Origin of the sequence: Janthinobacterium sp. SUN026, assembly GCF_030397625.1 — a bacterium.
GTDB lineage: Bacteria > Pseudomonadota > Gammaproteobacteria > Burkholderiales > Burkholderiaceae_D > Janthinobacterium > Janthinobacterium kumbetense.
In genome coordinates, this window is record NZ_JAPQNU010000001.1 from 839,695 (window position 1) to 864,994 (window position 25,300).

At 63.3% G+C, this 25,300-nt stretch carries 28 protein-coding genes; 24 read left to right on the forward strand and 4 right to left on the reverse strand.

All coding sequences use genetic code 11. The features are described from left to right. The first annotated feature begins 386 nt into the window (after window positions 1–386). The 4 genes from OX459_RS03820 (at window position 387) to OX459_RS03835 (ending at window position 3,545) form a co-directional block, all read left to right on the forward strand. A complete protein-coding gene (locus OX459_RS03820) occupies window positions 387–1,382 on the forward strand; it encodes an RluA family pseudouridine synthase (protein ID WP_077407877.1) in 996 nt (331 codons plus the stop codon). Window positions 1,383–1,470: 88 nt separating this feature from the next. Next, window positions 1,471–2,130 (forward strand): HAD-IIIA family hydrolase, encoded by a 660-nt coding sequence (locus OX459_RS03825; protein WP_035821424.1) that lies wholly within the window; start codon window positions 1,471–1,473, stop codon window positions 2,128–2,130. Continuing rightward, on the forward strand, window positions 2,127–2,504 hold the full coding sequence (locus OX459_RS03830) for a Rieske 2Fe-2S domain-containing protein (protein ID WP_099666844.1): 378 nt from the start codon (window positions 2,127–2,129) through the stop codon (window positions 2,502–2,504). The genes OX459_RS03825 and OX459_RS03830 overlap by 4 nt, the downstream gene beginning before the upstream one ends. Before the next feature lie 39 nt (window positions 2,505–2,543). Then, the gene (locus tag OX459_RS03835; RefSeq protein ID WP_099666845.1) at window positions 2,544–3,545 is read left to right on the forward strand and encodes a S49 family peptidase; all 1,002 of its coding nucleotides are present in this window, start codon (window positions 2,544–2,546) and stop codon (window positions 3,543–3,545) included. 374 nt (window positions 3,546–3,919) lie between these two features. Here the strand turns inward: OX459_RS03835 and OX459_RS03840 are convergent, their stop codons facing one another. After that, window positions 3,920–4,297 (reverse strand): hypothetical protein, encoded by a 378-nt coding sequence (locus OX459_RS03840; protein ID WP_289903896.1) that lies wholly within the window; start codon window positions 4,295–4,297, stop codon window positions 3,920–3,922. A gap of 256 nt (window positions 4,298–4,553) precedes the next feature. Between OX459_RS03840 and OX459_RS03845 the strand changes: the two genes are divergently transcribed. From OX459_RS03845 to OX459_RS03895, 11 genes are all read left to right on the forward strand, one after another. Continuing rightward, window positions 4,554–5,264, forward strand: coding sequence for a 16S rRNA pseudouridine(516) synthase (locus OX459_RS03845; protein ID WP_289903897.1), 711 nt, complete (start codon window positions 4,554–4,556; stop codon window positions 5,262–5,264). 87 nt (window positions 5,265–5,351) lie between these two features. Further along, a complete protein-coding gene (locus OX459_RS03850) occupies window positions 5,352–6,350 on the forward strand; it encodes a fumarylacetoacetate hydrolase family protein (protein ID WP_289903898.1) in 999 nt (332 codons plus the stop codon). Window positions 6,351–6,488: 138 nt separating this feature from the next. Continuing rightward, entirely contained in the window at window positions 6,489–7,682 is a 1,194-nt protein-coding gene (gene flhB / locus OX459_RS03855; RefSeq protein WP_289903899.1) for a flagellar biosynthesis protein FlhB, read from the forward strand. Then, complete coding sequence (gene flhA, locus OX459_RS03860; RefSeq protein WP_289903900.1) at window positions 7,679–9,775, forward strand: flagellar biosynthesis protein FlhA; 2,097 nt, start codon at window positions 7,679–7,681, stop codon at window positions 9,773–9,775. The genes flhB and flhA overlap by 4 nt, the downstream gene beginning before the upstream one ends. A gap of 268 nt (window positions 9,776–10,043) precedes the next feature. Then, window positions 10,044–11,372, forward strand: a complete 1,329-nt coding sequence (gene flhF / locus OX459_RS03865; RefSeq protein WP_034785293.1) for a flagellar biosynthesis protein FlhF — start codon at window positions 10,044–10,046, stop codon at window positions 11,370–11,372. Continuing rightward, entirely contained in the window at window positions 11,365–12,228 is an 864-nt protein-coding gene (locus OX459_RS03870) for an antiactivator of flagellar biosynthesis FleN protein (RefSeq protein WP_251350710.1), read from the forward strand. The genes flhF and OX459_RS03870 overlap by 8 nt, the downstream gene beginning before the upstream one ends. Before the next feature lie 45 nt (window positions 12,229–12,273). Further along, complete coding sequence (locus OX459_RS03875) at window positions 12,274–13,005, forward strand: RNA polymerase sigma factor FliA (protein WP_077407859.1); 732 nt, start codon at window positions 12,274–12,276, stop codon at window positions 13,003–13,005. Further along, window positions 12,987–13,733: a flagellar motor protein gene (locus tag OX459_RS03880; RefSeq protein ID WP_099666849.1), complete on the forward strand. Its 747-nt coding sequence runs from the start codon at window positions 12,987–12,989 to the stop codon at window positions 13,731–13,733. The genes OX459_RS03875 and OX459_RS03880 overlap by 19 nt, the downstream gene beginning before the upstream one ends. Before the next feature lie 5 nt (window positions 13,734–13,738). Further along, on the forward strand, window positions 13,739–14,521 hold the full coding sequence (gene motD, locus OX459_RS03885; protein ID WP_077409251.1) for a flagellar motor protein MotD: 783 nt from the start codon (window positions 13,739–13,741) through the stop codon (window positions 14,519–14,521). Between the two features lie 64 nt (window positions 14,522–14,585). Next, window positions 14,586–14,948, forward strand: coding sequence for a translation initiation factor Sui1 (locus OX459_RS03890; protein ID WP_289903901.1), 363 nt, complete (start codon window positions 14,586–14,588; stop codon window positions 14,946–14,948). A 43-nt stretch (window positions 14,949–14,991) separates the two neighbouring features. Continuing rightward, window positions 14,992–15,876 carry a hypothetical protein gene (locus OX459_RS03895; RefSeq protein WP_289903902.1) on the forward strand — a complete coding sequence of 295 codons (885 nt, stop codon included), beginning with the start codon at window positions 14,992–14,994 and terminating at the stop codon, window positions 15,874–15,876. A gap of 51 nt (window positions 15,877–15,927) precedes the next feature. On the opposite strand, the gene OX459_RS03900 is transcribed toward OX459_RS03895, so the two are convergent. The 3 genes from OX459_RS03900 to flgA form a co-directional block, all read right to left on the reverse strand. Beyond that, a complete protein-coding gene (locus OX459_RS03900) occupies window positions 15,928–16,395 on the reverse strand; it encodes a flagellar protein FlgN (protein WP_099666853.1) in 468 nt (155 codons plus the stop codon). 8 nt (window positions 16,396–16,403) lie between these two features. After that, window positions 16,404–16,712 carry a flagellar biosynthesis anti-sigma factor FlgM gene (gene flgM / locus OX459_RS03905; protein ID WP_034787161.1) on the reverse strand — a complete coding sequence of 103 codons (309 nt, stop codon included), beginning with the start codon at window positions 16,710–16,712 and terminating at the stop codon, window positions 16,404–16,406. A gap of 111 nt (window positions 16,713–16,823) precedes the next feature. Then, the gene (gene flgA / locus OX459_RS03910) at window positions 16,824–17,519 is read right to left on the reverse strand and encodes a flagellar basal body P-ring formation chaperone FlgA (RefSeq protein ID WP_289903903.1); all 696 of its coding nucleotides are present in this window, start codon (window positions 17,517–17,519) and stop codon (window positions 16,824–16,826) included. Between the two features lie 191 nt (window positions 17,520–17,710). Between flgA and flgB the strand changes: the two genes are divergently transcribed. The 9 genes from flgB to flgJ all read left to right on the forward strand — a co-directional run bounded on the left by flgB (window position 17,711) and on the right by flgJ (window position 25,294). Next, complete coding sequence (flgB, locus tag OX459_RS03915; RefSeq protein ID WP_289903904.1) at window positions 17,711–18,163, forward strand: flagellar basal body rod protein FlgB; 453 nt, start codon at window positions 17,711–17,713, stop codon at window positions 18,161–18,163. A 2-nt stretch (window positions 18,164–18,165) separates the two neighbouring features. Next, window positions 18,166–18,567, forward strand: coding sequence for a flagellar basal body rod protein FlgC (flgC, locus tag OX459_RS03920; protein ID WP_071075845.1), 402 nt, complete (start codon window positions 18,166–18,168; stop codon window positions 18,565–18,567). Window positions 18,568–18,582: 15 nt separating this feature from the next. After that, entirely contained in the window at window positions 18,583–19,278 is a 696-nt protein-coding gene (locus OX459_RS03925; protein WP_099666856.1) for a flagellar hook assembly protein FlgD, read from the forward strand. Window positions 19,279–19,331: 53 nt separating this feature from the next. After that, the gene (locus OX459_RS03930) at window positions 19,332–20,879 is read left to right on the forward strand and encodes a flagellar hook protein FlgE (RefSeq protein ID WP_099666857.1); all 1,548 of its coding nucleotides are present in this window, start codon (window positions 19,332–19,334) and stop codon (window positions 20,877–20,879) included. A 60-nt stretch (window positions 20,880–20,939) separates the two neighbouring features. Next, window positions 20,940–21,683 (forward strand): flagellar basal body rod protein FlgF, encoded by a 744-nt coding sequence (locus OX459_RS03935; protein ID WP_070253727.1) that lies wholly within the window; start codon window positions 20,940–20,942, stop codon window positions 21,681–21,683. 72 nt (window positions 21,684–21,755) lie between these two features. Beyond that, window positions 21,756–22,538 carry a flagellar basal-body rod protein FlgG gene (gene flgG / locus OX459_RS03940; protein WP_034754070.1) on the forward strand — a complete coding sequence of 261 codons (783 nt, stop codon included), beginning with the start codon at window positions 21,756–21,758 and terminating at the stop codon, window positions 22,536–22,538. A 50-nt stretch (window positions 22,539–22,588) separates the two neighbouring features. Continuing rightward, entirely contained in the window at window positions 22,589–23,239 is a 651-nt protein-coding gene (locus OX459_RS03945; protein ID WP_077407839.1) for a flagellar basal body L-ring protein FlgH, read from the forward strand. 2 nt (window positions 23,240–23,241) lie between these two features. Continuing rightward, the gene (locus OX459_RS03950; protein WP_289903905.1) at window positions 23,242–24,357 is read left to right on the forward strand and encodes a flagellar basal body P-ring protein FlgI; all 1,116 of its coding nucleotides are present in this window, start codon (window positions 23,242–23,244) and stop codon (window positions 24,355–24,357) included. Between the two features lie 10 nt (window positions 24,358–24,367). Beyond that, window positions 24,368–25,294, forward strand: coding sequence for a flagellar assembly peptidoglycan hydrolase FlgJ (gene flgJ, locus OX459_RS03955; RefSeq protein ID WP_289898654.1), 927 nt, complete (start codon window positions 24,368–24,370; stop codon window positions 25,292–25,294). Window positions 25,295–25,300 lie beyond the last annotated feature (6 nt).

Sequence of the window (25,300 nt, forward strand, 5' to 3'; positions counted from 1 at the left end):
AGGCTTGGCCTCAGCCTATTCATCGACAACCCTCAGTATTGTGGCCGCATACGGGGTTTGGCGAAAACGGCAAGCGTTATCAACTTCATCAACCCGCGAGCCCGACTCGATAAGTCGCGCTAACGGGTACTTATCCTTATAATCCAATACACTCACTTCAGCATCTCCACGCGTTATCCGATTACAACTACGGTGCAACCTTGATTCGCGCAGGGATGGTGCATATACATTTTTTTCCACCGAATTTGCAATTTGGCGAGGCCGGTGGAGACGCCCCTGTGTAAAATGTGCTTTTATTCTTACACTCGCAGCAGCCAGGGCCGCAGCAAAAACAATTATATATTCAAAATGAAGGACTTAGAGAGATTTCTGGGAAGACATAGTAAATGAAGAGTCAAAATGATGTTGTTCCCCCTTCAACACCCCCGGTTCAGCCGCAAGCCCAATTCGTAACGATCGCCGAGGAAGAAGCAGGCCAGCGCATCGACAACTACTTATTAAGAGTGTGCAAGGGAGTGCCTAAAAGCCACATCTACCGGATCTTGCGATCGGGAGAAGTGCGGGTTAATAAAGGCCGTATCGATCAGCTGTACCGTCTCGCCGCCGGCGACGTGGTGCGCATTCCACCCGTGCGCGTGGCCGAAAAGGCCGCCACGGGCGCGCCGGCCGCCGAATTCAAGATCATCTTCGAAGATGCGCAGCTGCTCGTCATCGACAAGCCGGCCGGCGTGGCCGTGCATGGCGGCTCGGGCGTCTCGTTCGGCGTGATCGAGCAATTGCGCGCTTCGCGCCCCGACGCCAAGTTTTTGGAACTGGTGCACCGCCTGGACCGCGACACGTCCGGCTTGTTGTTGCTTGCAAAGAAACGTTCCGCGTTGACGAATCTGCATGAACAGATGCGCGACGGCGTCACGGACAAGCGCTACCTGGTGCTGGTGGCCGGCGACTGGAAGAATGCGCGCCAGCATATCAAGTTGCCGTTGCACAAATATACGACGGCCGAAGGCGAGCGCCGGGTGGCCGTGCAGGCCGATGGCCTGGCGTCGCACACGGTGTTTTCACTGTTGCATAAATATCACAACTTCGCCTTGCTGGAAGCGGAATTGAAGACGGGACGCACGCACCAGATCCGCGTGCACCTGTCTTCGTCCGGTTTCCCCATCGCCGGCGACGATAAATATGGCGACTTTGCCCTCAACCGTGCCCTGTTGAAAGCCGACAGCACGCGCGGCGCCCTGAAACGCATGTTCCTGCACGCGCACCAGATCACGTTCACGCATCCGGAAACGGGCAAGACGATGACCCTGAACGCGCCGCTGGCTGCCGAATGCGAGCGTTTCTTGGTAAGCTTGGGCAAACCATTGGCCGTTGCCGCACGCTAAATATCCACCGTGCGCGCGACACTACCCACAAGGTAGTCAGTCGCCAGCATTCATTCTCAAGGAGCCGGCGGCTATGCCGTCGGGAAACATGGCAAGAAAGCAATTTGATCTGATCGTCTTCGATTGGGACGGTACCCTGATAGACAGTACCTCGACCATCGTCAAGTGCATCCAGGCGTCGGCCAAAGACCTGGGCTTGCCAATTCCCACCGAGTTGCTCGCTTCGCACGTGATCGGCCTGGGCTTGCAGGAAGCCATGCAGCTGGTGATGCCCGACGTGGAGCCGAAATACCATGCGCGCATGGCGGAACGCTACCGTTATCACTATCTGTCGCGCGACCATGAGCTGGCTTTGTTTCCTGGCGTCTACGAGATGCTGCAGGAACTGTCGCAGCAAGCGTATTTCCTCGCCGTCGCCACGGGCAAGAGCCGCGTCGGCCTGAACCGCTCCTTGAATGCCGTCAAGCTGCTGTCCTTGTTCGATGCGACGCGTTGCGCCGATGAAACCTTTTCCAAGCCCCATCCAGCCATGCTGCAGGAACTGACGCGCGAACTGGGGCAGGATATGCGCCGCACCGTGATGATCGGCGACACCAGTCATGATTTGTTGATGGCAAGCAATGCGGGTGCGGCCGGTATTGCCGTAGAGTATGGAGCGCATCCGGTGGCACAGTTGCAAGCTTGCAATCCCCTGTATTCGGCCGCCACGGTGGCCGAGCTGCATCAATGGCTGAGCGAGCACGCATGATGAACGATGTTGTCGATGTTTTCATCTGTGCCGCCGACGCCGTGGCCGATGGCGGCAAGGGCGTGCGCTTTCCCGTCTCGGCCGGCGGTGAAACCACCACGGGCTTTGTCGTGCGCCATGGCGGCAAGGCGTATGGCTACCTGAACCGCTGCGCCCACGTGCCGATCGAACTGGACTGGGCGGAGGGCGAGTTTTTCGAGTCCAGCGGCTTGTACCTGATGTGTTCGACGCATGGCGCCATCTATGTGCCGGAAAGCGGCTACTGTGCGGGCGGCCCCTGCAAGGGCGGGCGCTTGCGCCCGATCGCCGTGGCCGAACGCGATGGCCAGCTGTACTGGCAACCCGACGAGTATGTCCAGCCGCTGCCGGCCTGAGGCCGGGGCAGGCCTTCTGTAATTTACGCAAAGTGAACCATGAGCGATAACACGAATGACAAGCTGGACAGTAGCGCGCCAGCCGCCGGCCACGGCGCCCCTGCGGGACACTGGGAGCGCGAAGTGCTGGAAAAGCTGGTATTTGCCACTTTGCAAGAGCAACGCGCGCACCGCCGCTGGAGCATCTTTTTCAAGGTCTTCGGCTTGCTGATCGTGCTGTTCGCCCTGTGGGTGTTTTATGACTACAACACGGCCGACGACAGCGAAACCCTGGGCCGCCACACGGCCCTGATCGACATCAGCGGCGCCATCGAGTCCGAAGGCAGCGGCTCGGCCGCCGTCGTCATCCCCGCGCTGGACAAGGCGTTTTCCGATGCCGGTTCCGTGGCCGTGGTGCTGCATATTAATAGTCCGGGCGGCAGTCCCGTGCAGGCCGGCATGATCGTCGACGAGATGCAGCGCCTGCGCAAAGGCTATCCGGACAAGCCTTTATATGTGGTGGTCGATGAAATGTGCGCCTCGGGCGGCTATTACATCGCCGCCGCCGCCGACCGCATCTACGTCAACAAGGCCAGCGTGGTCGGTTCCATCGGCGTGCTGATGGATGGCTTCGGCTTTACGGGCGTGATGGAAAAGGTGGGCGTCGAGCGCCGCCTGCTGACGGCGGGCGAGAACAAGGGCTTCATGGACCCGTTCAGCCCCCTGACGGAAAAACACAAGGCGTATGCGCAAGGCATGCTCAATGAAATCCACCAGCAATTCATCGACGTGGTGCGCGCGGGGCGGGGCAAGCGCCTGAAGGAAACGGCCGATACCTTCTCCGGCCTGTACTGGACGGGCGCGAAAGCCGTGGAAATGGGACTGGCCGACGATTTCGGCACGGTCGACAGCGTGGCGCGCGACGTCGTCAAGGCGGAAGACATCGTCGACTACACGCAGCATGAAGGCTTGCCGGAACGGGTGCTGAAGAAGTTTGGCGCCGCCATGGGTGCGGGCGCCATGAAGGCGGCCGTGCAGCAGTCGCAACCGGCGTTGCGCTGAGGACATCACTCTTGGCGGGCAGGCAAGCCAGTCGAGAATGATTTTCAATAAGGTGGTAAATTGGCTTGAAAATAGGGCTGCTTGGGCTATAGTGAAAGCGTAGTTCTTTTCAAGGAGGGGCGATATATCAACTATGTTGTCAGTACTAACTTGATTGGCAGGTCTTGGAACTACTCGCCGCATCGCAGATGTGGTTTTGAGTGAATTTACATTCCTCACTAAAGTCCCGATGGGGCTTGGGAACGGCGGCGCAATGCCGCCGTTTCCTTTTGTGCGTCGTTCATGTTCGATGGTCCGGTGTCGCCGGAGGAGGTTGAGCGTGCTGGCAAGGCAGGCATGCGAGGGCGTGGCATGGCTGGTCGGATGGGCCGCGCTCAGACGGCGCAGCCGTTGCAGTGCACGGGCAGGGGAGCGGCGCTGGTTTCCCTGGCTGCTGTTGCACTGGCGTCAACGTTGCTGCCGATGTCGGACGGCATGTCCGCCATGACGGTCGCGGTCGCGTTGTCGGCCTGCGCATCCGCGTGCGCAAAACCGCCCAGTTCCAGCCAGCACATGAAATGACATTGCGCCTCGGCATGCCAGCGCTTCTGGCTTGCCGGCGATGGCGGCGCGTCCGCATCCTGCGGCGCAGGGGCGGTGCTCCAGCGCGCCACGCCGAGTCTGACCTTGTGCATGGCCGCCTGTTCTGCGGCGATGCGCAGGCGCATGTCGGCGATGTTGCCTTGTAAGGCGATGGTATCGGTATGCTCCATACGATGTCCTTGTCAGTCGTTGCCTAGTTATTATTCCTAAACCTCGTTAGGCGGATTCCTAACGAAGTTTCAGTCTATCAACGCGATATTCCGAGCGCTTGATATTTCTCAAAGGAATCAACCATTTCTCGCCAAATCTCACCTTGTTCTTTTTGGTATTTCTGCGTGCACCATGGTTTCGTGCCGCCTGGGCCGCCGCGCGGACGCCAGGCGCCGCCGCTTCACGCTGCCAGCCGCTTCTGGTAAAGTCACGCCCATGAGTAAATTATCCCTAGACCGCATCCTGCAATCGCAGGGTTTTGGCACCCGTAAATATTGTCGTTCCCTCATCGAGGATGGCGATGTCGTCATCGATGGCGTCACCCAGACCAATTACCGCACCACCGTCGAGACCGAAGGCCTGGTGCTGCACGTGTTCGAAGAAGAGTGGGTGTACCGCGCGCACCTGTACCTGGCGCTGAACAAGCCCGCCAACTTCGAATGCTCGCGCAAGCCCAGTCATCATCCTGGCGTGCTGACCCTGTTGCCGGAACAATTCACCTGGCGCGAAGTCCAGCCCGTCGGCCGGCTCGACCACGATACGACCGGCATGCTGCTGATGTCCGACGATGGCCCGTTTATCCATGCACAATCGTCGCCGAAGCGCCACGTTCCGAAGATTTACCAGGCCACCACGCAAGAGCCCGTGACGGATGAGCTGGTGGCCCTGCTGCTGGCCGGCGTGCAATTGCACGACGAGCCAGCCCCGCTGGCGGCCCTCGTCTGCGTCAAGCGCGGCGAGCACCAGCTGGAAATCGTGCTCGAGCAAGGCAAGTACCACCAGGTCAAGCGCATGCTGGCCGCCGCCGGCAACCATTGCAGCGCGCTGCACCGTTCCGCCATCGGCAGCCTGCCCCTGGAATCGCTGGGCATCGCCGAAGGCGAGTGGTGCTACCTCACGCCCGAGCAGATCGCGCTCCTGGCCTAGCCCCTTCCTGACCGTCAAAGCCGGGGATATCCCGGCTTTTTGGCGTCTTTAGTCTCCATTGCCTGCATTTGACGAAGTTTCCCGCACATGAAATTAGCTACCCTGAAGGATGGCACGCGCGACGGCCAGCTGGCTGTCGTCTCGCGCGACCTGAAAACGGCCCATCTGGCCGATGGCATCGCCTCGACCCTGCAAAAGGCGCTCGACGACTGGAGTTTCATCGCGCCCCAGCTCGATTTGCTGTACCAGACCATCAATAGCGGCCGCGGCCATCGCGCCTTCGAATTCGATCCCGCCAACTGCATGGCGCCCTTGCCGCGCAGCAGCTTGCGCGTGGCTGGCGCAGCCTACCTGCAGCAGATCGAGCGGGCCTGCAAGGCGGCGGGCAGCGAGGCGCCCGCCAATCTGCGCGATGCGCCGCGCCTGTACCAGGGCGCCAGCGACGATTTCCTGGGCGCCCAGGACGAGATCGTGCTGGCGCACGAGCAGTGGGGCATCGACTACGAAGCGGGCATCGCCGCCATCACGGACGACGTGGCCATGGGGTCGACACCCGACCAGGCGCACCTGAACATCAAGCTGTTGATGCTGGTCAACGACATCACCCTGCGCAACCTGGCGCCGGACGAGCAGGCGAGTGGTTATGGTTTCCTGCAGGCGAAACCGGCCATGGCGTGCTCCCCTGTCGCCATCACGCCCGACGAGCTGGGTGACGCCTGGCGCGGCGGCAAGGTGCATTACGCGCTGCGCTGCAGCCTGAACGGCAAATTGACGGGCCAGCCCCATGCGGGCGCCGACATGGCGTTCAATTACCCGCAATTGCTCGCCCACCTGTGCCAGACGCGCAACGCGCGCGCCGGCAGCGTGGTGAGCGCGGGCGGGGTCGCCAACAAGGAAGTCAAGAAGGGATTTTCCAGCATCGTTGAGCGACGTAGCCAGGAGATGATCGCCGATGGCGTCGCCAGCACGCCGTATTTGCTGTTCGGCGACGTGGTCCGCCTGGAAATGCTGGGCGATGACGGCAAGTCCCTGTTTGGCGCCATTGAGCAGACCGTGAAACAGGCCGAGGCGCGCAAGTCCCGCTAAGGTTACTGGGAGTAAAGGAAATACAGGGCATTTGTCCTCCTGTTCCGCCGATGGTAAACAGGCACTTGACTCGATAATGCCACATGCCCAGTCCGTATTGCGCCTAGCCAGGCTGCAGGACTTCACCGGAGTTGATTGATGTCGGAAGACAGCGACGCAGAAAAGACCGAAGCCGCGTCACCGAAGCGCCTCGAGCAGGCGCGTGAGGAAGGCGACGTTCCGCGATCGCGCGAAGTGGCAACGTTCACTGTGTTGATGGCGTCCGGCTGCTGCCTGTGGTTTGCCGGCGACGCCATCGTGCGGCGGTTGACGGCCGTCATGGTGTCCGGGCTGACCCTGGACCGGCAACAGATACTCAATCCCGACGCGATGATGTTGCGCATCGGCTACGACGTGGGCTCGGTATTGCTGACGTGCCTGCCGTACGCGCTGGCCATCATGCTCGTCGCCCTGGCTTCGCCCGTGCTGGTGGGCGGCTGGCTGTTCAGTTCCAAGGCGTTTACCCCCAATTTTGGCAAGCTCAACCCGATTCGCGGCCTGGGCAATATGTTTTCGAAGAATGCGCTGGTGGAATTGCTCAAGGCCATCGCCAAGACCCTCGTCGTTGGCGTCGTCGCCTGGATGGTGATGCAGCATCAAAAGGACGCCGTGCTGGGCTTGTCGGTGGAATCCCTGCGCGCCGGTTCGGCCCATCTGATCAGTTTGCTGATCACGGCTTTCCTGCTGATCGTCGGCGCGCTGGGCCTGATCGCCGCCATCGACGGTCCGTACCAGATGTGGCATTACGCCAACAAGATGAAAATGTCCTTGCAGGAAGTCAAGCAAGAATCGAAGGAATCGGACGGCAATCCGCAGATCAAGGCGAAGATCCGCCAGATGCAGCATGAAATGTCGCGCCGCCGCATGATGGCTGACGTGCCGACGGCCGACGTGGTGGTGACCAACCCTACCCACTACGCGGTGGCCTTGAAGTATGGCGAGAATTCGCGCGGCGCGCCGCAGGTGGTGGCCAAGGGCGTCGACGAGGTGGCGGCGAAGATCCGCGAACTGGCCGGCGAACACAAGGTCGCCATCCTGGAAGCGCCGGCCCTGGCGCGCGCGCTGTACAAGCACACGGACATCGGCGACGAGATTCCCGAGGCGCTGTATGGCGCCGTGGCCGAAGTGCTGGCCTACGTGTTCCAGCTGCGCAGCTATGGCAAGGGTCAGGGCGAGCGTCCCGACAAGCCGAAGAAACTCGACGTGCCGCCCGAGCTCGACCCGCAGAATCCCGCCTCACAGACACCGCCCGCAGCCGGCGCAGAAGACAAGAATAAAGGAAGTACACCATGAACGGCCTGAGAATGCCAGCCTGGCTCAGTGGAATGGGAGGCAACGCCAGCAAGGGCATCGCCGCGCCTGTCATCATCATCATGCTGCTGGCGATGATGGTGCTGCCGCTGCCGGCCTTCATCCTCGACATCTTCTTCAGTTTTAATATCGCGCTGTCCATCATCGTGCTGCTGACGGCGCTGTACACGGTCAAGCCGCTCGACTTCATGGCGTTCCCGACCATCCTGCTCGTGTCGACCATGCTGCGCCTGTCGCTGAACGTGGCGTCCACGCGCGTGGTGTTGACGGAAGGCCATACGGGCGCCGACGCGGCCGGTAAAGTGATCGAGGCATTCGGTCACTTCTTGATCGGCGGCAACTACACGGTCGGTATCGTCGTGTTTATCATTTTGACGATCATCAACTTTACGGTGGTGACCAAGGGTGCGGGCCGTATCGCCGAGGTGGGCGCCCGTTTCGCGCTGGACGCCATGCCGGGTAAACAGATGGCCATCGATGCCGACCTGAACGCCGGCCTGATCGGCGAAGACGAAGCGCGCCGCCGCCGCACGGAAGTGGCGCAGGAAGCGGAATTCTACGGCGCCATGGACGGCGCCAGTAAATACGTGCGCGGCGACGCCATCGCCGGCATCATGGTCACCGTCATCAATATCGTCGGCGGCTTGCTGGTGGGCTTGCTGCAGCACGACATGGGCTTTGCCGATGCGCTCAAGAACTACACCTTGCTGGCCATCGGTGACGGCCTGGTGGCGCAGATTCCTTCGCTGATCATTTCCACGGCGGCCGGTATCGTCGTCTCGCGCGTGGCCAGCGAACAGGACATCGGCACCCAGCTGGTGGGGCAATTGTTTGCGAAACCGCAAGTGTTATATATTACCGCCGGCATCATCGGCGGCATGGGTTTGATTCCCGGCATGCCGAACATGGTCTTCATCCTGCTGGCCTCGCTGCTGGCCGGCTCCGCCTATCTGATCAGCAAGAAGCGCACGCAGGCAAAAGAGGCGGCCGAAAAGCCGGCCGAAGTGCCGCAAGCAACCGTGGCGCCCGAGCAGGAAGAAGCCAGCTGGCAAGACATCATGCCCGTCGATACCCTGGGCTTGGAAGTGGGCTACCGTTTGATCCCCCTGGTCGACAAGACGCAGGGCGGGGAATTGCTCAAACGCATCAAGGGTATCCGCAAGAAATTTGCCCAGGAAGTGGGTTTCCTGGCGCCGCCCGTGCATATCCGCGACAACCTGGAATTGAAGCCGTCCGCCTACCGCATCACCCTCAAGGGCGTGGAAGTGGGCGTGGGCGAAGCGTTCAACGGCCAGTTCCTGGCGATTAATCCCGGCATGGCCAGCGGCACCTTGCCGGGCCTGGCCACGAACGACCCCGCCTTCGGCCTGCCCGCCACCTGGATCGACGCCAGCCTGCGCGACCAGGCCCAATCGATGGGCTATACGGTGGTCGACGCGGGGACGGTGGTGGCCACGCACCTGAATCACCTGATCACTTCGCACGCTTCCGAGCTGCTGGGCCGCGCGGAAGTGCAATCGCTGCTCGACCACCTGGGCAAGGAGTCGCCGCGCCTGGTGGAAGACCTGGTGCCGAAGATGCTGTCCCTGTCGACCTTGCAAAAGGTGCTGCAGAACCTGCTGGCCGAGGGCGTGCACATCCGCGACATGCGCACCATCATCGAAACCCTGGCCGAGCATACGATCAGCACGCAAGACCCGAACGACCTGACGGCGCTGGTGCGCGTGGCCCTGGGTCGCGCCATCGTGCAGCAATTGTTCCCCGGCTCGGCCGAACTGTCCGTGATGACCCTGGACAGCCGCCTGGAGCGGCTGCTGATGCAGGCGATGGGCAATGGCGGCGACGGCGCCGGCATCGAGCCGGGCCTGGCCGACACCATCGCGCACCAGGCGGGCCTGGCTGCCCAGCAACAGGAAGCGCTGGGCCTGACGCCCGTGCTGCTGGTGCCGGCGCCGCTGCGCGCCTTGCTGTCGCGTTTCCTGCGCCGCGCCTTGCCGCAGCTCAAAGTGCTGTCGCATGCGGAAGTGCCGGAAACCAAGACCATCCGCGTCACGGCGCTGGTGGGCGCGCAGTAGTTGTGATGAGCGGCATCGGGGTCGGTTCCTGCGGGACGGACGCCCGGTGCTTGCTTTTGGTCAAATAAACATCAATTTCCTCTCGGCAAACTGAATAACGGGTACTTTCCCGTCCTGTTCCTTCGATCATTTCCTGCAAGCATCGCTAATAATGGAAACTGTCCGGGTGATCTGTGTCCATGTGGAAGACAGCACTCAAGCAACAGGAGTCGACGATGGTCACACAGTTCAGCCAATATTGCGCCACCCCCGCCCTGGGAGGCCGGTCATGAATGTGAAGAAATTTACGGGCGCCTCGTCGCGCGATGCGCTGCGCAAGGTGCGCGAAGCGCTGGGCCCCGATGCCGTGATCCTGTCGAACCGCCAGGCCGATGGTGTGGTGGAAATCCTCGCGCTGGCCAATGACGACGCCGCTTCGCTGGCGTCGCCGCCGGCCGCGTCCGAAATGGCCCAGCCCCGTCCCCAGTTGCAGACCCAGTTCGCCACGCCGCAGCGTCCGGCCGCCCCGGCCCAGCGCCCGGCCGCGCCACGTCCTGCCGCGCCGCGCCAGGCTGCCTCCGAGCCAGTGGACATGGCCCGCATGCAGCAGATGATGGCCAGCGCGCTGGCGCACGTCAAGGAAAACGCCGCCGCCGAAATGAGCGGCATGATGAATGAAATCCGCGCCATGCGCGGCATGATGGAAACCCAGTTGGCGGAAATCTCGTGGGGTTCGACGCAGCAGCGCGAGCCGCAAAAAGCCGTCGTGCTGCGCGAAATGCTGGCGGCCGGCTTCTCGGCCAGCCTGGCGCGCTACCTGATCGACAAGCTGCCGGCCGGCCTCGATGGCGCGCAAAGCATGCGCTGGATCAAGACGGTCCTGAGCCGTAACCTGAATACTGTGGCCAATGAAGATGCCATGCTGGAGCAGGGCGGCGTGTTTGCCCTGGTGGGCCCGACGGGCGTCGGCAAGACCACCAGCACGGCCAAGCTGGCGGCCCGCTGCGTGATGCGCCACGGCCCGGAAAAGCTGGCCCTGATCACCACGGATGCCTACCGTATCGGCGCGCACGAACAGCTGCGCATCTACGGCAAGATCCTCGGCGTGATGGTGCATTCGGTGAAGGACGAGGCGGACTTGCGCATCGCCCTGAAGGAATTGAAGAACAAGCACACGGTGCTGATCGATACGGTGGGCGTGAGCCAGCGCGACCAGATGGTGACGGAACAGGTGGCCATGCTGTCGGGCGCCGGCGCCGACGTGAAACGCCTGCTGTGCCTGAACTCGACGGCCACGCAGGAAACGTTGAACGAAGTGGTGCGCGCGTATCAGGGCAGCGGCCTGGCCGGCTGCATCATGACCAAGCTCGATGAAGCGGCCTCGATCGGCAATGTGCTCGACGTGGTGATTCGCCAGAAGCTGAACCTGTTTTATGTGTCGAACGGCCAACGCGTGCCGGAAGATCTGTACCTGGCCGACCGCGGCTACCTGATCGACCGTGCCTTCAAGCTCAAGCGCGATGCGGCGGCCACGCAGTTTTCCGACGCCGAACTGCCGCTGCTGATGGCGCAGGCGGCTGCCCGCAACAATGAAGCGCGCGGGGTGCACCTTGGCTAATTTCGATTTCGACCAGGCCGAAGGCTTGCGCCGCATGCTGGCCGGCCCGCAGCCGCGCGTCATGACGTTCCTCTCGGCCACGCCGCAGGACGACAAGGGCGCCATGCTGGTCAACCTGGGCGCGTCGCTCGTCTACGGCGGCAATGACGTGCTGCTGCTCGACGCCAGCGGCGGCAGCGATGGCGTGGCATCGCGCCTGGGACTGGCGCACGGCGCCAGCCTGCGCGACGTGGCGCGCCAGCAGTGCGGTTTGAACCAGGTCATCCACCAGGTGCCGCAAGGCTTCGGCGTGGCCAGCCTGGGCGCGCGCAACCATTTGATGGACAGCATGGACTATGCGGGCGAGGATGAACTGCGCCGCCTGGGAAAGACGTTCGACGTGCTGGCGCGCCAGAGCGGCATCGTGCTGGTCGACGGCGTCGTGGCGGACGAGGGGGCCTGCTTCCCCGTGCCGCTGATGGCATCGTCGGATATCGTCGTGCAAGTCTCGACCAGCGCCACCTCGATCAAGGCGGCGTACTGCCTGATCAAGCGCCTGAGCCAGGAACTGGGACGCCGTCCGTTCGGCATTCTCGTCACCGGCGCTTCCGAATCCGAAGCAAAAGTGGTATACGATAATATGGCGCAGGCGGCGAGCCGCTACCTGGCCGTGAAGCTGACTTCGATGGGTTCCGTGCCTGCCGACGAGTATCTGCACCGCGCGGCGCGGCTGGGCCGCAGCGTGGTCGACGCGTTTCCGCTGGCGGGAGCGTCGGTGGCGTTTCGCGGACTGGCCGAGCGGCTGGCCCGTTCGGCGGCGCCGGTGCTTGGCGGCACCTTGTACCAGACGGGGAGCCCGCACCAGTTCAGCGCCTGAATCGAACCGCAGCACCAGATAAGATGAGAAAACAATAAGCAGCCTATGTACACGGTCAAAGGGAAATCGAACAAGGACTATTTGCTGACGGAGCACATTCCGCTGGTGAAGCGTCTGGCGCACCATATGAAGGCGAAATTGCCGCCTTCGGTCGAGGTCGATGACCTGATCCAGGCCGGCATGATCGGCCTGCTCGATGCCATTACGCGCTATGAAGAGACGCATGGCGCGCAGTTCGAGACGTATGCCGTGCTGCGCATCCGCGGCGCCATGCTCGACGAATTGCGCACCAGCGACTGGCTGCCGCGCAGCATGCGCCAGAACATGCGCAAGATCGAAGAGGCGATGAGCACCCTGCAGCAGCGCCTCGGCCATCCGCCGACGGAGTCGGAAGTGGCGAAGCTGCTGAAAATGTCGCTGGCCGACTACCAGGAAATGCTGGGCGACGGCGGCGGCCACCAGCTCGTGTACTACGAAGACTTTCATGACCCGGACGGCAATGACAGCTTCCTCGACCGCCACTGCGTGGACGAGGACAGCGACCCCTTGCGCTCCCTGCTCGATACCGATTTCCGGCAATCCGTGATCGATGCCATCGACGCGCTGCCGCCACGCGAGAAAATACTCATGGGCCTGTATTACGAAGAAGAGCTGAACCTGAAGGAGATCGGCGCGGTGATGGGCGTATCCGAATCGCGCGTCTCGCAGCTGCATACCCAGGCCGTCGCGCGCCTGCGCGCAACCTTGAGGGAGCTGGCGTGGACTGGTCCAGCGTAATCGGGCTGGCGCTGGCGCTGGCCGGCCTGCTGGTCGGCCAGGCACTGGAAGGCGGCAAGATGGCCTCCCTGCTGCAGCCGGCCGCCTTTGCCATCGTCATCGTCGGCACCTTCGGCGCCGTGCTGCTGCAGACGCGGCTGCGCACTTTTGTCCGCGGCCTGGAAATGCTGCGCTGGGTCTTCCTGCCGCCGTCCGACACGCGCGCCGCGCTGGCGCGCGACATCGGGCAATGGAGCCTGACGGCGCGCCGCGACGGCCCGCTGGCGCTCGAGCGCCTGATGGAAAACACGGCCGACCGCTTCAACGCCAAGGGTTTGCGCATGATCGTCGACGGCATCGCGCCCGACAAGCTGCGCCAGCTGCTCGACGTGGAAATCTCCGCCTACGAAATGGCCGAGCGCCAGGCCGTCAAGGTGTGGGAATCGGCGGCCGGCTATTCGCCCACCATCGGCATCCTGGGCGCCGTGCTGGGCCTGATCCATGTGATGGAAAACCTCACCGACCCCAGCAAGCTGGGCGGCGGCATCGCCGTGGCGTTCGTCTCGACCATCTATGGCGTGGGCCTGGCCAATCTGCTGTTCCTGCCGGTGGCCAATAAACTCAAGGCCATCGTTTCGCGCCGCGTGGTGCAATATGAAATCACGGCCGCCGTGCTGTACGACATCGCCACGGGCGACCACACGCGCATCATCGAAGAGCGCGTGTCCAGCCTCTTGCACGAGCATTGACCATGATGCGGCGCGCGCGCAGGAAGTATGACGAGGAACCGGACAACCAGGACCGCTGGCTGATCTCGTACGCCGACTTCATCACCCTGCTGTTCGCCTTCTTCGTCGTCATGTATGCGATTTCGCAAGTCAACGAAGGCAAATACCGCGTCTTCCAGAATGCCATCGGCCAGGCCTTCAGCCTGGAAAAGGGCGCGCCGCCCATCATCATGGAAGCGCCGCAGGCGATCCCGTTGCCGAACCCCGCCCTGAAACGCCGCACGGAAGCCATCCGCCGCGAGCGCGAACACATGACGCGCCTGGCGCAGGACCTGACGTCGACCCTGGCGCCGCTGGTCAAGGAAGGCAAGGTGCGGGTCACGCAGACGAGCCGCGGCGTGAGCGTGGAAATCAATGCCAGCGTGCTGTTCGACCCGGGCGCGGCGGGCTTGACGGCGGAATCGGACCAGGCCTTGCGCGCCGTGGCCGTGCTGCTCAAGGACGACACGCACGACGTGCAGGTGGAAGGGCATACGGATGTGCAGCCGATCAGCAATTCGACCTTTGCCTCGAACTGGGAATTGTCGGCCGCGCGGGCCAGCGCCGTGGTGCGCCTGTTCATCGCCAGCGGCGTCAAGGCGTCGCGCCTGACGGCCGTGGGCCACGCCGACAATATCCCCGTGGCGCCGAACGCCACGCCGGAAGGGCGCGCGCGCAACCGCCGGGTCGCCGTGACGATTTTGTCGGGCATCCCCGAAACGGTGACGGAAGTGCCGACGGCGCCCGTGGCGCCTGCGCCGGCCAATTGACGCTCGTCAACTGCGGGCTGCCGCTTGGTACAATCGCGCTTTCTTCCTCTTTTATCGTTTCCTCATGAAAAGCAGCTCCCTGGGCGGTCTCGTCTATTCCACTGAAACGGGCCGCATGTGTCCCGCCTGCCGCCAGCCGCTGGCGCAGTGCGCGTGCAAGGCGCAAGCGAAGGCCGCGCCTGCGGGCGATGGCGTGGTGCGCGTCTCGCGCCAGACCAAGGGCCGTGGCGGCAAGAGCGTCACCGTGGTCAAGGGCTTGCCGCTGGACGCCATCGCGCTGGCCCTGCTGGGCAAGCAGTTGCGCACGCAGTGCGGCTCGGGCGGCACCGTCAAGGATGGCGTGATCGAAGTGCAGGGCGACCATGTCGACGCCATCCTGGCCGCGCTGGCCAAGCTGGGCCACCAGCCGAAAAAGGCCGGCGGCTGAGCGTGCGGAGGCGTGCGGCCCGCCGCCGCGCGCCTGTGGTAACGTGCGTTTCCCATCCACGCGCTTCCTCACCATGAACGTCAAATTCACCGGCATGGCCATCGCCGCCGCCATCGCGGCAGCGCTGGCGCTCGCGTACTGGCCCGCTCCCGACGGCGGCGCGCCGGACGCTGTCGCCTCCGCCCCTGGCGCGCCGGCGGGACGCAGCCTGGAATCGTATCTGAATATCGATGCCAGCCCGGTCGCCGATGCCGCGCCGATGCCCGTCACCCTGGCGCAGCAGCTCGAACGTCTGGCGGCCAGCGGCAAGCCGGAAGACGCGTATGCGGCCTACAATCTGCTCGACGATTGCATCGTCTTCCAGCAGGAAGGGCGCTTGCCGGGGATGGAATTCGAGCTGGGGCGCGAGATGACGGCGCAGGAAAAAGCCGCGCAGCAGCAGCTGTGCGCGGGCCTGACGCAGCGCCAGCGCGAGGACCGCCTCGGCTACCTGGCGACTGCCGCCAGGGCGGGCGTGCCCGGCGCGGCGACCATCTTCCTGTCGGAAGGGCCGTTCGGCGACCGCAGCGCGCTGCGCAACCGTCCCGACGATCCGCTGGTGCAGGCGTGGAAGCGGCAAGCCATCGCCCAGCTGACGGCGCAGGCGGACGAGGCGGAATTGACCAGCGTGGCTACCCTGATGATGGCCTACCTGCGCGATGGCGACGTGGTGCGCAAGGATGCGCCGCAAGCGTATGGCTACCTGCTGGCGCTGCGCCAGGTCTACGACGATATCCTCGCGCCCGGCGTCACCAATCCCTACCAGGACGAATACTGGCACTGGCTGCAGGCGGAACTGACGCCGGAGCAGCAGGCGGCCGCCAGCGCCAAGGCGCAAGCCATCGTGGCGAAATACCGCCAGCACGCGGGACGTGCCGCGCACGGTTGAAGGGCAAGGCGGCTGCGCCTTGCCGGCGGATTGCTGTTAACTAGGGGGAAATCAGCCGATGACGACGCGCCGGCTGGCCGTGTTCGTCGTCGGTTGGCCGCTGGGGCCGTAGAAATTGCCGCTCTGGGCCGGGGGGCGCATGGCGTTCAGGGCGCCTTGCGTGTGCAGCATGTGCTTGTTGACGAGCAGACTGTTCAGGCGGTTTTGCTCCTTGGCTTCGCGCGTCGTCTCGAGCAGGGCTTTCCACAGGGGCGCCGCGTCGGCTTCATTGGCGCCGACCAGCCAGTCTTCCATGCCCGCTTCGGCCGCCGTGAAACCGGCTGCCGCCAGCGCCTGGTGGCGTTGCGCCGCCAGCTGGCTCAATTGTCCTACCAGTGCCGTCTTGCGTGCGGTGAGCTCCGTGATTGCATCGATGTCAGCCGCAACCAGATGCCGCTGTTCTTCTTTCATCAATGCCAGCAATGTGGTCATGAGCTGTTGCTCGTCGCGCAGGCTGGAAAACGGAGTCACTGATTGCATGAGGGAACCTATCTATTTCGTGAGTGCAGCAAGTCCTTGACTGTGTCGAGGAGACCGTCCGCCACTTTTTCTGAGTTGACCTGGAACTGGCCGTCGGCGATCGCGAGCTTGATGCGTTCGACTTTCTTCGTGTCGAACACGGCGCCGCTGCCGGCAGTTGCACTGGCCGCTAATGCCTGTCCTTGCGGCGACAGGCGTACATTGTCCGACGTTGTCGGTGTTGCCTGGGCTTTCTCGGCATTCCGGGCGCCGGAGGTACTCGCGGGCGCCACCGGCAGGCCGGGATTGCTTTTAATGGTGTTGTCGGTAATTTTCACAGCGTGATCCTCGTCTGGTCGAAGTCAAAAAACTCCGGGATATGTGTCATTATCGGCACCTTTTGCCGAAACTTTAGTGCGCCAGACCACAATATCGCTGTCCATCCGTGTTTAAAACGCCACCTCCACCAGGCCGCCAGCCCGCGCCACGCCGCTGATCTGCTGGCCGCTCTGCGTGCGTACCTGCACCGTCTGGCCATCGCCGGCGCTGCCGATGGCGCGTCCTTCTGATGCCACCTGGAAACCGTTACCACTCGAAACGACGCGCACCAGTTGGCCTTGCATGACCACCGGCTTGCGGCGCAGGGTGTCGAGGCGCATCGGTGTGCCTGGCGGCAAGGAAATATTCGTGCTGGCGCCCACGACCTGGGCCATGTCGGTGGCGATGCCTGCCGGCAATGCGGCCAGGTCGCCCTGCATCGTCACCAGCTGGCTGGCGTCGATGGATTGTCCTTGCGCCAGCGGCACCGCGCTGGCCACGTAGTCGCCGACGACGGCCACGTTCGCTTGCAAATAAATAGTCCAGCTGGAGGGCGCCGTGCAGCGCACGCCGACGGTGGTCTTGCCCCAGGCGCGCGCGCCCGGCGCCATGAACGCCTGCGGCGCGGGGCAGGCAGCCAGGTTCAGGCGCGGATCGACGGCGCCGACGGTGACAGTCACCTTGCCGGGCAAGCCGTTGCTTTGCACTTGCAGGAATTGTTCCACGCTGTTGCGCAACGCTTCCGGCGTTTGCCGGCCGGCGTTTTGCGCCTGCGCCAACAGTGGCAGGGCGGCAAAAGCAAAGAAGAAAGCGAGCGGTGTTTTCATGGTGATAGGCCTCTGGAATAGTGCCATGATAGTGCGCGCCGCCCCGTTCGAAGCGCCGATTAAGGGGTAAAAGTACGGTCTGATCCGGCGATGGTCTTGCTGGTGGGCACCTTACTATGTTTCCTGTCATCACTAATCCGCCATCCTTCCGCCATCTCGGGCGCCAGTGGCAGATCTTTCCGGAGCCTGACATGATAGGGAAACTCGACGATTACATGCGCTTCAACGAGACGGCGCTGAGCCTGCGCTCGACGCGCCAGGAATTGCTCGCCTCGAATATTGCCAATGCCGACACGCCCAACTACAAGGCGCGCGACGTCGATTTCGCCGCCGCCCTGAAGGGGGCGATGGCGCGCAAGGATGGCGTGCCGCCGGCCCTGAAGGGCACGGCGCCGCAGCATATGCCGGGCAAGGGCGTGGCCGCAGCTGCGGGCGCACTCGGTGGCGGCAAGGTCGAGACCCTGGCCGACGGCACGCCGCTGCTGTACCGCGCGCCGGCCCAGGGCGCCGTCGACGGCAATACGGTCGACATGGATCTCGAGCGCAATGCGTTTGCCGACAATGCCATCCGCTACGAGGCGGCCGTGACGTTCCTCAATTCGCAGATCAAGGGCATGCTGACGGCCATCCAGGGAGGACAATAATCATGTCGCTATTTAATATCTTCAATGTTTCCGGTTCGGCCATGAGCGCCCAGGCGCAGCGCCTGAACACGGTGGCCAGCAACCTGGCCAATGCCGACAGCGCCACCAGCGCCACGGGCGAAGCCTACCGCGCCAAGCAGGTGGTGTTCGAAGCCGTGCCCATGGCCAACGGCGCCACGGCCGTCAAGGTGCAGAAGGTGATCGAAGACCCGTCGCCGATGAAGCTGGTCTACGACCCGAAGAATCCGCTGGCCGACGAGAAGGGCTACGTCACCATGCCCAACGTGAATACGGTCGACGAAATGGTCAACATGCTGTCGGCCTCGCGCTCGTACCAGACCAACGTGGAAACCATGAACGCGGCCAAGTCGCTGCTCCTGAAAACCCTCACCCTCGGCCAGTAAGGCTGACTGATCATTATGGCAATCATCGATACGAACACCTCCAAAGTCACCGACCTGATGGCGACGATGAATCCGAAGAAGACGACGGCCGAGGCAGGCAGTGTCGAAGCGGAAACGAACAAATTCCTCACCCTGCTGGTTACCCAGCTGAAAAACCAGGATCCGATGAATCCGCTGGACAATGCACAGCTGACCAGCCAGCTGGCCCAGCTGTCGACGGTGACGGGCGTCAACAAGCTCAATACCACCGTGGAAAGCTTGAAAGCCAGCTACCAGCAAGCCGAATCGATGCAGGCGGCCAACATCATCGGCCATGGCGTCTTGACGGCGGGCAAGGACATCAACCTGAGCAAGAGCGCCGCGCTGCTGGGCGTGGACCTGGCCACGGCCGCCGACAAGGTCAAGGTCGTCATCTACAAGGATGGCAAGGAAGTCCATTCCATCGACCTGGGCGCCCAGCCGGCGGGCACCTTGCCGCTGGGCTGGAACGGTTCCACCGCCGACCTCGACAAGGATGGCAAGCCGGTCGTGCTGGCCGACGGCGCCTACACCTTCGCCGTGGAAGCGACGCGCGGCGGCACCAAGCTCAAGGATGCAACGGCGCTGATGTTCGGTTCGGTCGCCAGCGTGTCGACGGGCGCCAATGGCGTGAAATTGAATGTGCCGGGCGTGGGCAGCATCACCATGGCCGACGTGAAACAGATTTTGTAAGCCGCTTCCCCTTAGCGTGACCCTCTACCCCTAATTTCTACCAGGAGAACACAATGTCTTTCCAACAAGGCCTGAGCGGCTTGAATGGCGCCGCCAAATCGCTGGACGTCATCGGCAACAACATCGCCAACTCGTCGACCGTGGGTTTCAAGCAGTCGCAGGCCCAGTTCGCCGACATTTATGCCAACTCGCTGTATGGCGTGGGCGGCAACCAGGCGGGGATCGGCGTGTCGGTCTCGCAAATCGCCCAGCAATTTAACCAGGGTAACCTGGAAACGTCGCAAAATCCCCTCGATATCGCCATCAATGGCGGCGGTTTCTTCCGTACCAGCGTCAACGGCGCCATCCAGTATTCGCGCAATGGCCAGTTCCAGGTCGACAAGAGCGGTTTCATCGTCAACGCCCAGCTGGCGCAGCTGACCGGCTATCCGGCCGACGTCAACGGCAAGATCGTCGCCGGCGCCGTCGTGCCCCTGCAGATCGACCAGTCGGACATGAAGCCCCAGGCAACGACCAAGGTCGACACGCAAGTCAACCTCAATTCGAACACGGCCATGCCGACCACGGTGCCGTTCAAGTCGACGGACGACACCTCCTACCACAAGCAGTTCCCCGTCGAAGTCTTCGATTCGCTGGGCAATTCCCACAACATGGCGAATTTCTATGTCAAGACGGGCACCAACACCTGGGATGTCTACTCGGCCATTGACGGCACGGAAGTGACCAGCATGAAGGTCGCGGCCGCCCTGCAGACGGACCCAGCCTCGCTGGCCGCGCGTGCCGCCTACCAGGCCGCCGCCACGGCCGTGCCGCTGGTGCCGGCCAACGTGACGGCCGCCGCCGTCGCCTATGGCAATGCGGTCGGTGCCGCCGTCTCGGCCGCCGCCGCCGCCGCGGGCGCCACGCCGGCGCAACTGGCCGCCATCGCCGCCACCTACGGCAGCGCAGTGCCGAACGGCGTCAACTCGAGCCGCACGCCCGACCAGATCGACGAGGCCATCCGCAACGTGACCGTGGTGCCGGCCGTCAAGACCGGTTCCCTGGTCTTCAACACGGTCGGCAGCCTGGACCGGGCCGCCATGCTGGCCCTGACGCCGCCGCAAACCTTGCCCGTCACCGTCAACCTGCCGATCTTCCCGGCCACGGGCGCGAATGCGACCCTGTCGGTCCAGGTCGACTTCACCAGGTCGACCCAGCTGGGCACCACCACGGCGGAAAAGAAAACGGAAGCGGACGGCTACAAGGCGGGCCAGCTGAGCCAATTCATCGTCGGTGACGACGGCGTCATCCAGGGCCAGTACAACAATGGCAAGACGCGCGCCCTGGGCCAAGTGGTGTTGAGCAACTTTACCAACCCGAACGGCCTGGAGCCGCTGGGCAACAACGCCTGGGTGGAAAGCTCGGCCTCGGGCAAGCCCATCACGGGCGAACCGAAGACTGGCACCCTGGGCAACTTGCGCGCCTCGGCGGTGGAAGTGTCGAACGTTGACCTGACGGCGGAGTTGGTCAACATGATCACGGCCCAGCGCGCCTACCAGGCGAATGCGCAGACCATCAAGACGCAGGATTCCGTCTTGCAGACCCTCGTCAACCTGCGTTAAGAGTAAGGGGAGCAGTTCTTTCGGACTGCTCCCGGCTTTCGTTTTGCACGGAGAAAACACATGGACCGTCTCATCTACACCGCCGGCTCGGGCGCCAAGCACATCCTCGACAAGCAGGCGACCACGGCGAACAACCTGGCGAACGCCACCAGCACGGGTTTCCGTGCCCAGCTCGACTCGTTCCGCGCCGTGCCCGTGGTGGCCGACGGCATGATGCCGACGCGCGCCTTCGTCGTCGATTCGACGGTCGGTTCCGATTTCACGCAAGGACCCATGCAGCACACGGGCCGCGCGCTCGACGTGGCCGTGGAAAACGGCGGCTGGATCGCGGTGCAGTCGGCCGACGGGTCCGAAGCCTACACCCGCAACGGCGCCCTGAAGCTCAATGAAAACGGCATGCTGCAAACGCAGGGCGGCCTGATGGTGCAGGGCGACACGGGCCCCATGGCGATTCCGCCCGGCGTGACGGTGGCCATCGCCAGCGACGGCACGGTGGGCACGATTTCCACGGACGTGCCGCCAGGCCCGTCGACGGTGCTGGGGCGCATCAAGCTGGTCAACCCGCCCGAGCAGCAACTGGTGCGCGGCGACGACGGCCTGTTCCGCCTGAAGGATGGCACGGTGGCGCAGGCCGACCAGGCCGTCAAGCTGACCACCGGTGCGCTGGAAGGCAGTAATGTCAGTCCCGTCGACTCGATGGTCAGCATGATCGCCCTGGCGCGCCAGTTCGAAACGCAAATGAGCTTGTTGAAGAATGCCGAGAATAACGCGGCGAAAGCCACCCAGATCCTCGCTTTGAATTGATGGGGGCCACCGCATAATGGTCGCATAGAAATAGTCTACAGGGCTGGTTAGCGCTGTTATTGGAGAAATATCATGATTCGTTCCCTTTGGATTGCCAAGACCGGCCTGGAAGCGCAGCAAACGCAGATGGACGTGATCGCCAATAACCTGGCCAACGTCAGCACCACCGGCTTCAAGAAGTCGCGCGCCGTGTTTGAAGACTTGCTGTATCAAAATGTGCGCCAGCCGGGCGCGCAATCGTCGCAGCAGACCCAGCTGCCATCGGGCTTGCAGATCGGCACGGGCGTACGCACCGTGGCTACCGAACGCATCCATACGCAGGGCAATCCCCAGGCCTCGGGCAATTCGCGCGACGTGATGGTCAACGGTACCGGTTTCTTCCAGGTGCTGATGCCGGACGGCGCCACCGCCTACACGCGCGACGGTTCGTTCCAGACGGACGCCAACGGCCAGCTGGTGACATCCGAAGGGTTCGTCATCCAGCCCGCCATCACCGTGCCGACCAATGCGCTGAGCCTGACCGTGGCGCGCGACGGCACCGTGTCCGTCACCTTGCCTGACACTGTTGCGCCATCGCAAATCGGCTCGCTGCAACTGACCACTTTCGTCAATCCGGCCGGCCTGGAATCGAAGGGCGAAAACCTGTACATGGAAACGGGCGCCTCCGGCGTGGCGCAAACCAACACCCCGGGCACGAACGGCGCCGGCGTGCTGATGCAGGGCTATATCGAGACGTCGAACGTCAACGTGGCCGAGGAAATGGTCAACATGATCCAGACGCAGCGCGCCTACGAGATCAACAGCAAGGCCATCACCACATCCGATCAAATGCTGCAGAAATTGTCGCAACTTTAATTTTCATAGTCGTCATGCCATCCGCCGCCGGATGGCAGCGGAGGTTCGCCATGCAATACCCCATCATCGCCCTGTTGTCCGCAGTCCTGCTGTCCGGCTGCGCCATCACGCCTACGTCCATCGTGCAATATCCCACCACCACGCGCGCGCCGATGCCGGAACCCGTGGTCGTCAACAACGGTTCCATCTACCAGCCGTCGACCTACCGTCCCGCCTTCGAAGACCGCCGCGCGCGCCACGTGGGCGACACCATGACGATCGCCATCACCGAGCGCACGAATGCCGTCAAGGCGGGCGCCAGTTCCGGCAACAAGTCCGGCAGCGTGGGCTTTTCCACGCCCGGCTTCGCCCAGGGCCGTTTCGGCGGCACCGTGGCGGCGAATGGCGCGACGAAATTTGCCGATGGCGACAACCAGTCCGCCAGCAACACGTTTTCCGGCACCATCGGCGTGACGGTGATCGAGGTATTGCCAAACGGAAACCTGATCGTCGCGGGCGAAAAACAGATCGCCATGAACAAGGGCACGGAATTCATCCGCTTCTCGGGCATGGTCAATCCGGACACCATCGGCACGGGCAATGTCGTGCCCTCGACCCAGGTGGCCGAGGCGCGCGTCGAATACCGCACCAACAGCCAGATCGACCGCGCCGAAATGGCGTCGATGGCGTCGCGCTTCTTCCTCAGCCTGTTGCCGTTCTGATCATGGCAATGTCGACCTTTCCCCGCTTTCTCGCCATTTTCGGCCTGGCCATCTCCCTGCTGGCGCCCGTGGCGCAAGCCGAGCGCATCAAGGACCTGGCCAGCATCGCCGGCGTGCGCCAGAATCAGCTGATGGGCTATGGCCTCGTCGTCGGCCTCGACGGCAGCGGCGACCAGACCACGCAAACCCCGTTCACCATCCAGAGCGTGGCGGCGATGCTGCAGCAGCAGGGCATCAACTTGCCGCAAGGCACTAGTTTGCAGCTGAAAAACGTGGCCGCCGTGATGGTGACGACGGCCTTGCCCGCGTTTGCCCAGCCGGGCCAGTTGCTCGACGTGACGGTGTCGTCGATGGGCAATGCGAAAAGCTTGCGCGGCGGCACTTTATTGATGACGCCCCTGAAGGGCGCCGACGGCCAGGTGTACGGCATGGCGCAAGGCAACGTGCTGGTGGGCGGCGTGGGCGCGCAGGCGGCCGGCAGCTCCGTCGTCATCAATCACCTGAGCGTGGGCCGCATCTCGGGCGGCGCGACCGTCGAACGCACCGTGCCTTCGGCGCTGGGCGCCAACAACACCATCCGCCTGGAATTGAACGCCACCGATTTCGCCACCGCCAGCCGCGTGGTCGACGCCATCAACAGCCGCTACGGCGCCGGCACGGCCGCCGCGCTCGACGGCCGCGTGATCCAGGTGCAGTCGCCGAGCGGCAGCGACCAGCGCGTGTCCTTTTTGGGCCAGCTGGAAAGCATCGAAGTCAACCCGGCCCGCCTGGCGGCCAAGGTCATCATGAATGCGCGCACCGGTTCCGTCGTGATGAACCAGTCCGTGACCCTGGAAACGTGCGCCATTTCGCACGGCAACCTGTCCGTCACCATCAATGTCGAGCCGCAAGTGAGCCAGCCGGCGCCCTTGTCGGGCGGGCGCACGGTGGTCACGCAGACGGCGCAGATCGATATCAAGAAGGAACCGGGCAAGGTCATGCTGGTCAAGGGCGGCGCCTCGCTGTCCGACGTGGTCAAGGCCCTCAACGCCATCGGCGCCTCGCCGCAAGACTTGCTGGCCATCCTGCAGGCGATGAAGGCGGCCGGTTCGCTGCGCGCCGAACTTGAAATCATTTGATGGACACGCCATGATCAGTCAAACCGACCTCAGCAATACAGCCGCCTATGACGTGAAAGGCATGGATGGCTTGCGCCAGTCCGCCAAGGCGAAGGATCCCGCCGCCCTGAAAGAGGCGGCCACGCAATTCGAAGCCATGTTCATCAACATGATGATGAAAAGCATGCGCGAAGCCACGCCGCAGGACGGCATCATGGACAGCCAGCAAAGCAAGATGTACACCTCGATGCTGGACCAGCAGACGAGCCAGAACCTGGCCAAGCGGGGCACGGGTCTGGCGGATGTGCTGATCCGCCAATTGTCGTCGTCGAACCAGGCGCTGGCCGCCGATGGCGCCGAAGCGCCGTCGCCCCGTTCCTCGAGCATGGCGCAGGCGCTGGCCGCCTTCCGCCAGCAGCAGGGCGCCCTCGCCGAGGGGGCCGGCAGCGCCGCCGCCAGCGGCAAGACCCTGAGCGACAAGGCCAACGCCACGCAGGCGCCGCACGTGCGCGCCTTCCAGGAAAAGCTGGGCGTGCATGCGGAAGAAGCCAGCCGCGCCACGGGCATCCCGGCCAAGTTCATGCTGGGCCAGGCGGCGCTGGAAACGGGCTGGGGCAAGCGCGAAATCATCAGCCGCGACGGCAGCAGCAGCCACAACCTGTTCGGCATCAAGGCTTCCAGCGACTGGAAGGGCAAGGTCACGGAAGCCGTCACCACGGAATATGTAAATGGCAAGGCGCAGCGCAAGGTGGAAAAATTCCGCGCCTATGACAGCTATGCCGACAGCTTCAAGGATTATGCGCAGTTGATTACCAACAACAAACGCTACGAAAAAGTCCTGGCCAGCGCGGGCGACGCCAGCACCTTCGCTCAGGGCTTGCAGAAAGCCGGTTATGCGACGGACCCGAATTACGCTGCCAAATTGACAAAAATCATTAAAAATTCTCTGGTCGGCTGACGCCCC

What these genes read in the sequence shown, in the direction of transcription:
- flhF (WP_034785293.1), top strand. Translation starts at nt 10,044, where the DNA reads ATGAATGTGAAGAAATTTACGGGCGCCTCGTCGCGCGATGCGCTGCGC.
- OX459_RS03925 (WP_099666856.1), top strand. Translation starts at nt 18,583, where the DNA reads ATGGCAATCATCGATACGAACACCTCCAAAGTCACCGACCTGATGGCG.
- OX459_RS03900 (WP_099666853.1), bottom strand. Translation starts at nt 16,395, where the DNA reads ATGCAATCAGTGACTCCGTTTTCCAGCCTGCGCGACGAGCAACAGCTC.
- OX459_RS03850 (WP_289903898.1), top strand. Translation starts at nt 5,352, where the DNA reads ATGAAATTAGCTACCCTGAAGGATGGCACGCGCGACGGCCAGCTGGCT.
- flgC (WP_071075845.1), top strand. Translation starts at nt 18,166, where the DNA reads ATGTCGCTATTTAATATCTTCAATGTTTCCGGTTCGGCCATGAGCGCC.
- OX459_RS03890 (WP_289903901.1), top strand. Translation starts at nt 14,586, where the DNA reads ATGAAAAGCAGCTCCCTGGGCGGTCTCGTCTATTCCACTGAAACGGGC.
- flgJ (WP_289898654.1), top strand. Translation starts at nt 24,368, where the DNA reads ATGATCAGTCAAACCGACCTCAGCAATACAGCCGCCTATGACGTGAAA.
- OX459_RS03835 (WP_099666845.1), top strand. Translation starts at nt 2,544, where the DNA reads ATGAGCGATAACACGAATGACAAGCTGGACAGTAGCGCGCCAGCCGCC.
- flgA (WP_289903903.1), bottom strand. Translation starts at nt 17,519, where the DNA reads ATGAAAACACCGCTCGCTTTCTTCTTTGCTTTTGCCGCCCTGCCACTG.
- OX459_RS03935 (WP_070253727.1), top strand. Translation starts at nt 20,940, where the DNA reads ATGGACCGTCTCATCTACACCGCCGGCTCGGGCGCCAAGCACATCCTC.
- OX459_RS03950 (WP_289903905.1), top strand. Translation starts at nt 23,242, where the DNA reads ATGGCAATGTCGACCTTTCCCCGCTTTCTCGCCATTTTCGGCCTGGCC.
- OX459_RS03825 (WP_035821424.1), top strand. Translation starts at nt 1,471, where the DNA reads ATGGCAAGAAAGCAATTTGATCTGATCGTCTTCGATTGGGACGGTACC.
- OX459_RS03875 (WP_077407859.1), top strand. Translation starts at nt 12,274, where the DNA reads ATGTACACGGTCAAAGGGAAATCGAACAAGGACTATTTGCTGACGGAG.
- OX459_RS03930 (WP_099666857.1), top strand. Translation starts at nt 19,332, where the DNA reads ATGTCTTTCCAACAAGGCCTGAGCGGCTTGAATGGCGCCGCCAAATCG.
- OX459_RS03840 (WP_289903896.1), bottom strand. Translation starts at nt 4,297, where the DNA reads ATGGAGCATACCGATACCATCGCCTTACAAGGCAACATCGCCGACATG.
- motD (WP_077409251.1), top strand. Translation starts at nt 13,739, where the DNA reads ATGCGGCGCGCGCGCAGGAAGTATGACGAGGAACCGGACAACCAGGAC.
- OX459_RS03945 (WP_077407839.1), top strand. Translation starts at nt 22,589, where the DNA reads ATGCAATACCCCATCATCGCCCTGTTGTCCGCAGTCCTGCTGTCCGGC.
- flgG (WP_034754070.1), top strand. Translation starts at nt 21,756, where the DNA reads ATGATTCGTTCCCTTTGGATTGCCAAGACCGGCCTGGAAGCGCAGCAA.
- flgB (WP_289903904.1), top strand. Translation starts at nt 17,711, where the DNA reads ATGATAGGGAAACTCGACGATTACATGCGCTTCAACGAGACGGCGCTG.
- OX459_RS03820 (WP_077407877.1), top strand. Translation starts at nt 387, where the DNA reads ATGAAGAGTCAAAATGATGTTGTTCCCCCTTCAACACCCCCGGTTCAG.
- flhB (WP_289903899.1), top strand. Translation starts at nt 6,489, where the DNA reads ATGTCGGAAGACAGCGACGCAGAAAAGACCGAAGCCGCGTCACCGAAG.
- OX459_RS03830 (WP_099666844.1), top strand. Translation starts at nt 2,127, where the DNA reads ATGATGAACGATGTTGTCGATGTTTTCATCTGTGCCGCCGACGCCGTG.
- OX459_RS03845 (WP_289903897.1), top strand. Translation starts at nt 4,554, where the DNA reads ATGAGTAAATTATCCCTAGACCGCATCCTGCAATCGCAGGGTTTTGGC.
- flhA (WP_289903900.1), top strand. Translation starts at nt 7,679, where the DNA reads ATGAACGGCCTGAGAATGCCAGCCTGGCTCAGTGGAATGGGAGGCAAC.